11 protein-coding genes are annotated in these 13,303 nt (G+C 54.7%); 9 read left to right on the plus strand and 2 right to left on the minus strand.

Annotated elements, in window-relative coordinates; translation table 11 throughout:
• Nucleotides 1-223 precede the first annotated feature (223 nt).
• The 8 genes from hemA to hemH all read left to right on the plus strand — a co-directional run bounded on the left by hemA (nt 224) and on the right by hemH (nt 8,981).
• A complete protein-coding gene (gene hemA / locus RAC89_RS18435) occupies nt 224-1,612 on the plus strand; it encodes a glutamyl-tRNA reductase (protein WP_306615191.1) in 1,389 nt (462 codons plus the stop codon).
• Nucleotides 1,613-1,786: 174 nt separating this feature from the next.
• Nucleotides 1,787-2,458 carry a cytochrome c biogenesis protein CcsA gene (ccsA, locus tag RAC89_RS18440; protein WP_306615192.1) on the plus strand — a complete coding sequence of 224 codons (672 nt, stop codon included), beginning with the start codon at nt 1,787-1,789 and terminating at the stop codon, nt 2,456-2,458.
• Nucleotides 2,459-2,487: 29 nt separating this feature from the next.
• A complete protein-coding gene (locus RAC89_RS18445) occupies nt 2,488-3,165 on the plus strand; it encodes a precorrin-2 dehydrogenase/sirohydrochlorin ferrochelatase family protein (RefSeq protein WP_306616130.1) in 678 nt (225 codons plus the stop codon).
• 84 nt (nt 3,166-3,249) lie between these two features.
• Nucleotides 3,250-4,179 (plus strand): hydroxymethylbilane synthase, encoded by a 930-nt coding sequence (hemC, locus tag RAC89_RS18450; protein WP_306615193.1) that lies wholly within the window; start codon nt 3,250-3,252, stop codon nt 4,177-4,179.
• A 13-nt stretch (nt 4,180-4,192) separates the two neighbouring features.
• On the plus strand, nt 4,193-5,725 hold the full coding sequence (gene cobA / locus RAC89_RS18455) for a uroporphyrinogen-III C-methyltransferase (protein ID WP_306615194.1): 1,533 nt from the start codon (nt 4,193-4,195) through the stop codon (nt 5,723-5,725).
• Between the two features lie 29 nt (nt 5,726-5,754).
• Nucleotides 5,755-6,744: a porphobilinogen synthase gene (gene hemB / locus RAC89_RS18460; protein ID WP_306615195.1), complete on the plus strand. Its 990-nt coding sequence runs from the start codon at nt 5,755-5,757 to the stop codon at nt 6,742-6,744.
• Nucleotides 6,745-6,953: 209 nt separating this feature from the next.
• Entirely contained in the window at nt 6,954-8,027 is a 1,074-nt protein-coding gene (hemE, locus tag RAC89_RS18465; RefSeq protein ID WP_306615196.1) for a uroporphyrinogen decarboxylase, read from the plus strand.
• Nucleotides 8,028-8,033: 6 nt separating this feature from the next.
• Nucleotides 8,034-8,981, plus strand: coding sequence for a ferrochelatase (gene hemH / locus RAC89_RS18470; RefSeq protein WP_306615197.1), 948 nt, complete (start codon nt 8,034-8,036; stop codon nt 8,979-8,981).
• Nucleotides 8,982-9,040: 59 nt separating this feature from the next.
• On the opposite strand, the gene RAC89_RS18475 is transcribed toward hemH, so the two are convergent.
• Complete coding sequence (locus RAC89_RS18475) at nt 9,041-9,703, minus strand: Crp/Fnr family transcriptional regulator (protein WP_284637863.1); 663 nt, start codon at nt 9,701-9,703, stop codon at nt 9,041-9,043.
• Nucleotides 9,704-9,834: 131 nt separating this feature from the next.
• Between RAC89_RS18475 and hemL the strand changes: the two genes are divergently transcribed.
• Nucleotides 9,835-11,136 carry a glutamate-1-semialdehyde 2,1-aminomutase gene (gene hemL / locus RAC89_RS18480; protein ID WP_306616131.1) on the plus strand — a complete coding sequence of 434 codons (1,302 nt, stop codon included), beginning with the start codon at nt 9,835-9,837 and terminating at the stop codon, nt 11,134-11,136.
• Between the two features lie 378 nt (nt 11,137-11,514).
• On the opposite strand, the gene RAC89_RS18485 is transcribed toward hemL, so the two are convergent.
• Nucleotides 11,515-13,167: a phosphodiester glycosidase family protein gene (locus tag RAC89_RS18485; protein WP_306615198.1), complete on the minus strand. Its 1,653-nt coding sequence runs from the start codon at nt 13,165-13,167 to the stop codon at nt 11,515-11,517.
• Between the last annotated feature and the right edge of the window lie 136 nt (nt 13,168-13,303).

Raw genomic sequence — 13,303 nt, forward strand, 5'->3', positions numbered from 1 at the left:
TGGCATACATTAGGTATAGGATTATGTAATAGGCAGAAAATAAAGAAAGCTTTGAACGGTGTGATTCTGCGCACAGCAGAAACGCATGCAAAGAAGCTAAAATGATAAGGAATTGTGACACGGCTCTCACCCGTTTAAAAAATATTCATATTTTGTGTCGGAAAAGCTCGTTACATTATGCTATAATAATTACATCATTTTTGGAGGAGGCAGGTGAACCAAGATGCATATTATCGTAGCGGGCTTAAACTATCGTACGGCTCCCGTCTCCATTCGTGAGAAATTCGCTTTTGCCGAAGCCGATTTGCCGCAAGCGGTCATGGAGCTCAAAAATACCAAGAGCATCATGGAATGCGTCATTGTGGGCACCTGCAACCGAACGGAGCTGTACGTTGTGGTCGACCGCCAGCATTTGTGCGGTCATTATTTGCGCGGATTTTTGGAAAAGTGGTTTGGCGTACCCCGCGAGGAGTTCGGCGGCCACATGTATATATATGAAAACGAGCAGGCTATCGAGCATCTGTTCCGCGTTACTAGCGGCTTGGATTCCATGGTCATTGGCGAGACCCAGATTCTGGGTCAGGTTCGCGACGCTTTTCTGCTGGCTCAGCAGGAGAAGACGACGGGCATTGTGTTCAACACGCTGTTTAAGCAGGCGGTTACGCTGGCGAAACGGGCTCATACCGAAACAGGCATTGGCGAAAACCCGGTTTCGGTCAGCTATGCCGCCGTGGAGCTGGGCAAGCGCATTTTCGGAAGCTACGAGAAGAAGAAGGTATTGATTATCGGTGCCGGGAAAATGAGTGAGCTGACGGTGAAGCATCTTTATGCAAGCGGCGCCGATAAGGTCATTGTGGTCAATCGGACGTTTAGCCGCGCCCAAGAGCTGGCGGAGAAGTTCAACGGCATCCCGAGCACCATGGACAAGCTGCTTCAGCACTTGGAGGAAGCTGACATCGTGATCAGCTCGACAGGGGCGAAGGATCTGGTGCTGACGAAGGAGCAGGTGGCGTTCGTGCTGCAGAAGCGCCGTTCACGTCCGCTCTTCATGATCGATATTGCGGTTCCGCGCGATCTGGACCCGGCGCTGGGACAGCTGCCGAACGTCTTCCTGTATGATATTGACAATTTGCAGACGATTGTAAATAACCACTTGCTTGAACGCCAAAAGGCGGCGGTGATGATTGAAGAGATGATTCGTACCGAGATGGATGTGTTTGAGCAATGGACGAAAACGCTGGGCGTCAGCCCGGTGATTCAGGCGCTGCAAACGAAGGCGAATGCGGTGCATGAGGAGACGATGGACAGCTTGATGAAGAAGCTGCCGGATCTGAGTGAGCGCGAGCTGAAGGTGATTCACAAGTTAACGAAAAGCATTGTCAATCAAATGCTGCGCGACCCGATCATCCGCATCAAGGAAATGGCAGCCGAACGTGACGGGGACGAAGCGCTGGAGTTTTTCACGCAAATTTTTGCACTCGAGCAGCAGCTGGAAGAGCAGAAAAGGGTGGAGGAGGCCAAGCTTCAGCAGGAAGCCGTCGCTTCGCAAGAGCGGATAAAGGAAGAGCTGCTTAAGAAAGTAACGATCAACACTGCCGACGCTCTGGCCTAAGCCTGACCGGAAAGGAACGCTATGGTCACTCAAAGCTGGTTGTATGATGCTATTTTGTATATTTACGCCCTGAGCCTCCTGTTTTACTTCTCGGATTTCGCACATCCGAATCGAAGTGCAAAACGGATGGGGACAGGGTTGCTTTCTTTTGTATGGATTCTTCAAACGGCGTATTTGATTTATGGATTGGTCACCCATGAGGAGGCTGCCGCCTTTTCACGGTTTGAAACCCTGTTTATGTTTTCGTGGCTGTTGGTGACGGTTTCGCTTGCGGTGAACCGGTTTTTCCGGATCGAGCTGTTTGTTTTTCTCGTCAATGTATTCGGGTTTGCGATTCTAGCCTTGAATTTTTTCAGCAATCCGAATGTATCGCCTACACTGGCGCATTGGAACATTACGGATGAACTGCTCTTCATACATATTTCGCTGTCCCTCGTGAGCTACGTGGCTTTCGTCATATCGGTCGTGTTCTCGGGGATGTATTTGTTCCTTCATCGGAAGCTGAAGGAACGCCAATGGTCGCAGCAGATGCAGCGTATGCCGAGCCTCGAGAAGACGGACCGGTATGCCTTTCTGGCGGCTGTGGCAGGGGCTCCGCTGCTGTTAATGGGCATGTCGCTTGGCGTCGTGTGGCTGGCGCTGGAGGGCGAGGCCGATTTGTTTTTTGATCCGAAGGTGATCAATTCCTGGTTCGTCCTGCTGGCGTATATTTTTTACTTGTTCCAGCGCCTGGTGCTTAAGATGCCGGGGAACCGGCTCGCGCTGTGGAACATCGCGGCTTTTCTGATCATGGCGGTGAACGTGATCGTGACGAATCTGATGCCTTCGTTTCATCAGTGGGGCTGACGATGAAGCATCGGGACTATTTGCCCGTGATGCTGGATGTGGCCGGCCGCCCGTGCGTTGTCGTGGGCGGAGGGCGCGTAGCGGAGCGCAAGGTCGACGCGCTCCTGCAGGCCGGGGCTCACGTCACCGTCGTGAGCCCGCAGCTCTCGCCGCGCCTGGAGGCGCTCGCAGCCCAAGGCTTGATACAGTCGCATCGCGACCTGTATCAAGCGGGGCTGCCGGCGCTGGCCGCGGCGCGGCTGGTCTTCGCCGCGACGGACGACGCGGCGGTGAACCGGGCCGTCCGCCTCGAAGCGGAGGCGCGCGGCCAGCTGGTTAGCGTCGCCGACGATCCGGAGGCGAGCGCTTTCGTGCTGCCCGCCGTCGTGCGGCGGGGGCGGCTCACGCTGGCCGTCTCGACGGCCGGCGCCAGTCCCTCCATGGCCGCGGCGGTACGCCGGCAGCTGGAGGAGACGTTCGGCCTCGAGTACGAGGCCTATCTGGATCTGCTCCACGAGCTGAGATTGGCCGTACAGGAGGCGCTGCCGGATTCGGGACAGCGCCAGCAGCTGTTCCGCGGCATGCTCGATTGGCCGCTGCTGGCACTGCTGCGGGACGGCCGGTTCGGCGAGAGGGAGCGGGAAGAGCTGCGGAAGCGTACGCTTCAGGCCCGGACGCCGGAGGATATCGAACGGCTGGGGAGCTGGCTCGGCTCACTCCGCCAATGAGGTAGAATCGGCGGAGAATCGGTAATAATGGGAAGTACGACTGTTATCTTCGGGTGACATGGATATAGAGGGAGTGAAGCAAGCATGCGCAAAATCGTCGTAGGCACAAGACAAAGTGCACTTGCTCTGACACAAACCGGGCAGGTCGTTGACCAGCTGAAGGCATTGTGTGAGGAGCGGGGGCTGGAGGTAGAATTCGAACTGAAGAAGATCGTGACCAAAGGCGATCGGATCCTCGACGTTACCTTATCCAAGGTAGGCGGCAAGGGACTGTTCGTCAAGGAGATCGAGCAGGCATTGATGGACGGTGAAATCGATATGGCCGTGCACAGCATGAAGGACATGCCGTTCGAGCTGCCGGAGGGATTGACGATCGGCGCGGTGCCGAAACGTGAGGACCCGAGGGATGTTCTTATTACGAGGGACGGCGGTGGCTGGGACAAGCTGCCCCAGGGAGCCAAGGTAGGCACCAGCAGTCTGCGGCGTTCCTCGCAGCTGCAGTACGCCCGACCGGATTTGCAGATTGAAGCGGTACGAGGCAATATCGATTCACGCTTGCGCAAGCTGGAAACCGAAGGCTTTGACGCTATACTTTTGGCGGCAGCGGGGCTGCACCGGATCGGCTGGCAGGAGAGAATCAGCGAGTATTTGCCGGCTGACGTATGCCTGCCTGCTGTAGGGCAAGGAGCACTGGCGATCGAATGCCGGTCGAACGATGATTTCGTACTGAACCTTCTGGAGCCCTATCGGCATGAAGAAACGGCCCGCGCCGTTGCGGCGGAGCGGAGTTATCTTGGGCGCCTGAACGGTGGCTGCCAGGTACCGATCGGGGCTTACGGACAAATTAAGCAGGACGGCACGATCGTGCTGACAGGCATGGTCGGCTCGCCGGATGGCAAGACGCTGTTAAAAGAGACAATGACCGGAACCGATCCGGACAAGCTGGGACTGGCGGTCGCCGATGCGCTGATCGCCAAAGGAGCGTCGGAACTATTGGCTTTGGCCGTGGAATAGGGGAGAATCGGTTGTGGAGAAGGGTGTCGTCTATCTTGTAGGTGCGGGTCCGGGGGACCCGAAGCTGATTACGGTGCGTGGCTTGGAGGCGATCCAGCGGGCGGATGTCGTCGTATATGACCGGCTCGCCAGCCCGAGGCTGCTCAAGCATATGAAGCCGGGCGCGGACAAAATCTTCGTCGGCAAGCTGCCGGACAAGCACATGATGAAGCAGGAGGAAATCAACCAGCTGCTCGTGGATCTGGCGCTTCAGGGGAAAACCGTAACGCGGCTGAAGGGCGGAGACCCGAGCGTATTCGGCCGCGTAGGGGAAGAGGCCGAGTTGCTGGCGGAAAACGAGATTCGCTTTGAAATCATTCCGGGAATCACCTCGGCGATTTCCGTCCCGGCTTATGCGGGTATCCCCGTGACTCACCGGGACTTTACATCCTCCTTTTCTATCGTGACCGGACACGAATATAAGAATAAGACGTACAACACGGTCAATTGGGAAAATTTATCCCAGGCATCGGGCACCCTCATTTTCCTTATGGGTGTGGCGAATCTGGAAACCATATGCCGTCAGCTGATCGAAGGAGGCAAATCGCCGGACACCCCGGTGGCGCTGATCCGCTGGGGCACCTGGATGGAGCAGGAGACGCTCACGGGGACGCTGACGGATATCGTGGAGCGGGTGAAGGCAGCCAATTTTCAATCGCCTGCGGTTACCATTGTAGGAGAAGTCGTGAAGCTTCGGGAGAAGCTGGCATGGTTCGAGAAGAAGCCGCTTTTCGGCAAGCGCATATTGGTGACACGGGCGCGATCGCAGGCAAGCGAGCTGGTGGACCAGATCGACGAGCTGGGCGGAGAAGCGGTTGAATTCCCTGTCATCCGTACACAGGCGCCAAGCGGGCAAGCAGCGCAGCAGGCGCTTCACCAAGCGATGAAGCGGCTGAACGAATACGACTGGGTTATGTTTACCAGCGTGAACGGGGTGGAGCATTTCTTCCAAACGCTGCGTGAGCTCAAACTGGACATACGCTCCATGTACAAAGCTCGCATCGCCGCTGTAGGTCCGAAAACCGCGGAGGCGCTGGAGCAATATGGTTTGCAGCCAGAGCGGCTGCCGGCCAAGTTTCAAGGCGACGCTTTGCCGGATGCTCTGGAAGGCGAGCTAAAGAAGGGGCAGCGCGTGTTTCTGCCGACGGCCGATATTGCCAGGGAGACGCTTCCGGCGAAGCTGGAAGAACTGGGACTTCTGGTGACGAAAGCGGATGTATACGAGACCGTCCTGGACACAAACGGCGGGACCGATATCCTAGAGCTGCTCGAGCAAAACAAAATTCACATCATTACCTTTACCAGCTCGTCCACGGTGACCAATTTGCTGAAAGCGTTGCGAGAGCTGGGCGTGGAAAAACCGCTTGAGCTTCTGGGCGGCTGTCAAATCGCCTGTATCGGCCCGTTGACGGCCCAAACCGCAAGAGAAGCCGGAATGCAGGTGGATTACTTGGCTGAGGAGGCTACGGTAGCCTCGCTGGTGAAGAGCATGTACTCGAAGAAATAAATAGACGACAACACTGGGAGGTACTGACCATGAGCTTTCCGCTGATTCGCGGCCGCAGGCTGCGTACATCGCATGCGCTGCGCAACCTCGTAAGAGAACATACGGTTACGGTCAACGATCTGATTTATCCGATCTTCGTAACCCACGGCACGGGTGTGAAGGAAGAGATCGGCTCCATGCCGGGTGTTTATCATTTGTCTTTGGACTTGCTGGAGGAGGAAATCCGCGAGGTCGTCTCGCTTGGTTTGCAGGCCATTCTGCTATTCGGCGTTCCTCACGAGAAGGATGCGCACGGCAGCTCGGCTTATGATCCTAACGGTATCGTGCAGGAGGCCACCCGCCGGATCAAAGCGATGGCCCCTGAGCTTCTGGTCGTTGCCGACACCTGCTTGTGCCAGTTCACGGATCATGGTCACTGCGGGGTTGTTCATTACGATGAGAAGAAAAACCGTGCCGATGTGCTGAACGATCCTTCTCTGGAGCTGCTTACGAAAACAGCGGTATCCCAAGCGGAAGCCGGTGCGGATATTATTGCCCCGTCCAACATGATGGACGGCTTCGTTCATGCGATTCGACAAGGCTTGGATCAAGCGGGCTTCGAGCATGTGCCGATCATGTCGTATTCGGTGAAGTATGCTTCCGCGTTCTACGGCCCGTTCCGTGAAGCCGCTCATTCGGCACCGCAGTTCGGCGACCGCAAGACGTACCAAATGGACCCTGCCAACGCACGTGAAGCTATGCGGGAAGCCAGAGGCGATGTGGCGGAAGGAGCGGATATGCTGATGGTCAAGCCGGCGCTTGCCTATATGGACATTATTCGTTCGCTTCGAAACAGCTTCGATCTTCCGATTGTTGCATACAACGTCAGTGCCGAGTATTCGATGGTGAAGGCGGCTGCCCAGCAGGGCTGGATTGATGAGAAAAGCATTGTTTTGGAGACGATGGTCGGCTTTAAGCGAGCCGGAGCGGATATGATCATTACGTATTTTGCAAAGGATTTGGCCCGTTGGCTGAAGTAATAAATCGGATGGCAGGTAGAACCGTGCTAACGTTCCATACCCGGAGCGGACCCACGGTTCTTTCTCTATGAACAAGCGCTCGCATAATCCTGCTGCCGAATACTGTCATACTTTTGTCGGAAACGGACGGGGCCTTTAGTTGTTACAGTCTTCCAAATAGGGCATAATGGGTAATAGATTAAGGGATGTTACGGAAAGAGGGTTGCTTAATGACTTACAATGACACATTCTTACGGGCCTGCAAAAGAGAGGCCGTCGACACCTTGCCGGTATGGTATATGCGCCAGGCGGGACGGTATGACCCGGACTATCGGAAGATTAAGGAGAAATACAGCCTTCTGGAAATTTGCCGGCAGCCGGAGCTTGCCGCTGAGGTTACGCTGATGCCTATCAAGAAGCTGGGCGTCGATGCAGCCATCTTGTACTCGGACATCATGAATCCCGTTGCTTCAATCGGGATTGATTTTGATATTGTCAAAAACATCGGACCGGTGATCCATAACCCGATCCGCTCTGCAGAGGATGTACACCGGCTCCGCCCGATTCAAATTGAGCAGGACTTATCCCATATTATCCGCACTATTGAAATTTTGGCTGCAGAGCTTAAGGTTCCTTTGATTTCGTTTGCCGGAGCTCCTTTTACGATTGCGAGCTATCTGATTGAAGGGAAGCCTTCCAAGAGCTATATCCGTACCAAAGGGCTGATGTACGAAGAGCCTGCGGTTTGGTTTGAGCTGATGGATAAGCTGGGCGATATGGTCATCGCGTATCTCAAGGCTCATATCGCAGCAGGCGCTAAGGCCGTTCAATTGTTCGACAGCTGGGTGGGCTCCTTGTCTCCTAGAGACTTCCAAACGTTCGTGCTTCCGACGATTCAGCGGATTTTCCGTGAATTGAAGCATTTGGAGCAGCCCAAAATTTATTTCCCCGGCGTAAGCTCCGGTGAATTGCTCCCGTATTTGCGCGGCCTGGACGCCGATGTGATCGGATTGGATTGGCGTGTGCCTATCACGGAAGGACGCAGCCGGCTAGGCTCGGAATTCGCCGTTCAGGGCAATCTGGATCCTTATGTGCTGACGGCCCCAATGAACGTCATCAAGGAGCAGGCGAAGGCGATTATCGACGAAGGCGTGAAGGAACCGGGTTATATTTTCAATCTGGGGCATGGCCTCTTCCCGGAAGCATCGCTGGACAAGCTGAAAGAGCTGACTATGTTTGTACATGAATATTCGCGCGAAGCTTTGCGCAATCAAGGCTCGGCGAAGCAAGAAAGCGGGGTATAACGAAGAATGACAGATCGTCCGCAAATTGGAGTCTTGGTCATGTCCTACGGGACGCCGGAAAGCCTGGAGCAGGTGGAAGCCTATTACACCCATATCCGCAGGGGAAATCCTCCGAGCCCGGAGCAGCTGAAGGATCTGACGGATCGGTACGAAGCCATCGTCGGAGGCGTGTTCCCGCTGCGCGAGAATACGAACAAGCAGGTGCAGGCGTTAGAGGATCGGTTAAACGAGCAATATCCGGATTACGAGTTTCGCTGCTACCAGGGGCTGAAGCATGCTGCGCCCTTCATTGAGGACGGCGTAGACAGCATGGCGCGTGACGGCTTGAAGCAGGCGGTAGGCGTTGTTCTGGCTCCGCATTATTCTGTTATGAGTGTCGGCGGATACATTAAACGGGCACAAGAGAAGGCACAGGAGCACGGGCTCGACATTCGCTTTGTACGGAGCTATCATTTGCATCCGCAGTTGATTGAAGCATTAGCTGAGCGTGTTACCGAGGCGCTTCGCAAATTCGATGCGCCGAGTGACAAGGTGAAGGTTATTTTTACAGCCCATAGTCTCCCGGAAAAAATCCTAGAAATGAGAGACCCGTATCCCGAGCAGCTGCTGGAAACGTCAAGGGCCATCGCTTCGAGGACCGGAGTGACGAACTGGGAGTTCGGCTGGCAAAGCGCAGGTCAAACCGGAACCCCATGGCTCGGACCGGACATTCTGGACGTATTGCAGCGCATCCGGAAGGAGCAGGAAGCGCAGCACGTGCTGGTATGCCCGATCGGGTTCGTATCCGACCATCTGGAAGTGCTTTACGATCTGGATATCGAAGCGCAGAAGACAGCGCGGGAGCTTGGGCTGCATTTAGAGCGGACGCGGTCTCTCAATACCGATCCGTTGTACATATCAACGCTGAGTGACGTTGTGTATGCCGAGCTGCAGAAGGCGGAAGAGAAGCAATAGCTTATCGAAAGACAAAAAAGGCTGGAGCCAAGTACAGGTACTTGAGTCCAGCCCTATCGTTACCCTCGTAAGCGGGCAAGATCCAGCTTCATATCGACACCGGTAAAGGTGAGAATTTGTCTCTCCTGAAAATCGCGGATAACCTGCATCAGCACCGGCTTCTGAACTCCGGCCATTTGGGACAGCTCGTCGTAGTTAAGCATCATCCGGATAGTGATGACGTTCCCTTGGCGCTTTCCGTTCTTATTGGCGAGCTTGATTAGGCTCTTGATTACGCGTGTTCTGGCGTCAAGGAACGTGAGATCGTGCACATGCTGGTTCGTATCGCGCAACCGGTCGCAGAGTTCTCTCATGATCACCAGCGAAATATCGAAATTGCTGCGGAGCAGCTCAAGGAAATTTTGTGCGGCTAAGGTGATAAGCACGCTGTCCTCCAAGGTTTGCGCAGATGCCGAGCGCGGCTTGCCGTCAATTAGCGAAAGCTCACCGAAGCTGTCGCCTGCGTTGAAGGTGGACAGAATCTTTTCTTCGCCGGTTACTGCCCTCGTATATACTTTCACGGAACCCGAGTATACAATATAGAAAATGGAGCCTGGCTCCTTCTCCTGAAATAGGATTGTCCCCGTCTTAAACGACTTTTTGGAGCAAATCGCTCCAATCGATGCAAGCTGGTCGGTATTCAGGTTAGCAAACAGGGGAACCTTGGTTAAAAAGTCTATCATGGCGTCTCCTCGCTTATAATCAAGAGTGCGTCTTCTGCCTGTAACTCGGGGTTCAATTCGTATAACTTCGAATCATTATATATCGGCTGCCAGCGGAATGGCAAGTTATTTTATAGTCAAAGGGTGATATGATGAGCAACCAACGCAAACGTTCTGACGCACGATCGGCACAAGCCTTCGCGGAGGCAAAGCAGTACATTCCAGGTGGGGTTAACAGCCCTGTAAGAGCCTTTAAATCCGTAGGCTTAACCCCGCTGTTCATGGAAAAAGGCAAGGGATCCCGCGTCTACGATATCGATGGAAATGAGTATATCGATTATATCGGTTCCTGGGGGCCTCTGATTGTAGGGCATGCACATCCGGAGGTGCTTGAGGCGATTCACAGCACGGCGGTGCGGGGGACAAGCTTTGGAGCGCCGACCGAGCTGGAGACCGAAATGGCCAAGCTTGTCATTGAACGGGTTCCCTCCATCGAGATGGTACGGATGGTCAACTCCGGTACGGAAGCAACAATGAGCGCTCTGCGGCTTGCACGCGGTTACACAGGGAGAAGCAAAATTGTCAAGTTTGAGGGCTCCTATCACGGACACGCGGATGCGCTTCTTATTAAAGCAGGCTCCGGTGTAGCGACGCTGGGACTGCCGGATAGCCCGGGGGTGCCGGAGAACGTAGCGGTTAACACGATTACGGTTCCGTATAACGATTTGGAATCGCTGCGAGTGGCCTTCGAAAAATTCGGCGAGGAGATCGCGGCGGTCATCGTCGAGCCGATCGCCGGAAACATGGGGGTTGTGCCACCTTTGCCGGGGTACCTGCAGGGAATGCGCGATTTGACGACGCAGTATGGCAGTCTGCTGATCTTCGATGAAGTGATGACCGGCTTCCGGGTAGGATTGCATAGCGCGCAAGGGCTGTACGGGGTTACTCCGGACCTGACCTGCCTCGGCAAGGTCATTGGTGGGGGCTTGCCAGTCGGCGCCTATGGCGGGAAGAGTGAAATCATGGAAAGAATGGCACCTGCAGGACCGATCTATCAGGCGGGTACGCTTTCCGGAAATCCGTTGGCTATGGCTGCCGGGTATACGACATTGAAGCTGCTTGGGCAGCCGGGAGTTTATGAGGAGCTGGAACGAAAATCGGCAAGGCTGGAGGAAGGCTTCACGAAAAACGCGGCCGAGCTCGGCATTGCCAGCACGATCAATCGGGTTGGCTCCATGATCTGTCCTTTCTTCACGGAGCAGCAGGTCATTAACTATGAAACGGCGAAAACCTCGGATCTTGGTCGGTTCAACCGTTATTTCGGCGCTTTGCTGGATTTGGGTATCAGCATTGCCCCATCGCAATTCGAAGGGATGTTCGTTTCGACCGTTCATACCGACGAGGATATTGAAGCTACCATTGCAGCACATTATGAAGCACTCAAGCAGCTGTAAATCAAATAAGAAAACCGGGCGGCTTATCAAAAAGATGCTGCCCGGTTTTTTTTTACGATAATGGAAGTATAAATTTTAAGCCATGGGCCAAGCAAGGGATATAATGCTGCTATTATGCAGAAATCCACGATTTCAAACTAAGGTTTGAAGTTGATTTGTGAGAATAAGCAGCTTTAAGTTTGAGCAATGGCTTTATACAAGGAAACTGGCGTAGGAAAGTTGTATTTACGCAGAAATCTTCTGATTTTATGATTCAAAATCGTAAAAAAGTTGCATATTTGCAGAAATGTGCTATCCCAACCCGCATGTGAAAAGGGCATATGATAACCGTTGGTTTAGGTCATCATACGCCCTTCCATAGTGCATCCTATGTAATTGTTATGGTGTTGTCTTCGTACCGGCAGCGGGTGCTGACGTTGGTTGCTGCGTCGGTGTTGGGGCCGGACTGCTCTGCGCAGGCTGCTGCCCGGTTGTTGTCGGTACCGTAGTACTCGGTGTCGAGGTTGTCGGTGCCGGCTTCGTTCCCGTATCCGTTGCGGGCTTGGTTGGCGTCTGACTAGGAGCAGTGCCGCTCGTGGGCCCCGTGGCGGGGGCCGGAGCGGTTGTTCCTGAGGTACTGCCTCCTGTCGCCGGAGCAGGAGTTACTGCCCCGGTTCCAGTACCGGTTGCAGGGGTTCCGGACCCTCCGCTCACCGGTGGCGTTGTCGTGCTCGGTGTTGCAGCAGCAGGCTCCGTCGCCGGTTTCGGCTGCTCGCCGGTGCCTGTTGTCGGCGTCGGCGTTGGGGTCGTCGCCGGCTTGGTTGTCGTTTCCGTCGCCGGCTTGACCGTTTCCGTCGGTGTCGTCTGTTTAGGCGTCTCCTGCTTCGGTGTTTCTGGCTTAGGTGTCGTTGCAGGAGTTGGATTTTGCTGCTGCTTTGCTTTCTTCTCCGCTTGCTCCCTTAGGAAGTCGGGATGATCGTGCGAGCCGCCGGCATCGATCTTATCAACACCGTCCCATGGCCGTGGAGCCTTAACGGCATCCGGGTTATCATAGACGAGGAAGGCGGAAGGAAGTCTGCGCTCTCCATAGCGGCTGGATGGCTTAGTGATCAGCTGGCCGTCCACCACAAGCTCGGAGGATGCGCCACCGTCGAGATTCCCTGCATTAATGACGCCCTCTTCCATAAATATGTCCTGCATCTCTTTCAGCGTAGCGCCGACAGAATGAGCTTGTCGACCGTCGATGACGAGGAAAATAACGGTGCCGTCCGCCTTTTGTCCGACAGCCGTTCGAGGACCGCGGCCCCAGCCGCCGTCGCCGCTCGTAATCTGCGGCTTGCCGTTGGCGATTAAGCGCGGCCAGAAGGACACCGCATCGGTTACGCCCATCTTCTCCAGCTCGAACATGTCATACTTACCGACAACGAGCAGCCCTTCCTTAGTAAAGCCGACAATGTGCTGTGGGATGCTTCCGTCCTGGTCGATGAAGACGATCTCTCCGCCGGACAGAATCGCTCCGATAGCGGCAAACCCGTTGCCAAGTCCTTCAGGATCATCGAAGCCGCCTCCGTTAACCCCGGCTACGGCGCCGGTACGTTTCACCATGGCGGAAATTTTCTCCCCCTCGCCGGATTTCACGGGGGTCATGACCCGAATCGTCTTCGGATCGTAAACCGTGAGCTTCTTACCCTTCCAGAATTGGCCGGAGATGTCTTCGACCTTAATCAGCTCGTCGATCGAACGCTTCTTGCGGTTGTCGTCCTTAATGTTGATCATGCCGAAGTTCTGCTTCTCGGCAGCGGCCGTCTCGTAAAATTCCTGCATCCGCTTGACCATCTCATCGCGCTCGGCTGCTCCAACGAAGATCCAGGCCCAGCTGCGGTGCTGTGTCGAAATGACGGTCTCGGCCAGCTTCTGGCGGATGAAGTTTCCCGGCCCGGTCAAGAACAGGAAGCTCGAGGTGAGGAAGGTGAGAATCGTGAAGGCGAGCAGGCTTCGCTTCAGCCAGCTCCATTGCGAAATTTGGCGTATGGTTTGCAAGGCGGTATTCAATGGAACACACTCCTGTAGATATCTATCGTATAGTGTACGGAACATTACAGTTTCTCTATCAACCTATCCCATGATTCTATCATATTTTGTCTAATTTTAATAGAGTGGGGCCTCTTGCAAGTCGTACCCTTTTTGG

Origin of the sequence: Paenibacillus sp. GD4, from assembly GCF_030846225.1 — a bacterium.
Classification (GTDB): Bacteria; Bacillota; Bacilli; order Paenibacillales; family NBRC-103111; genus Paenibacillus_G; species Paenibacillus_G silviterrae.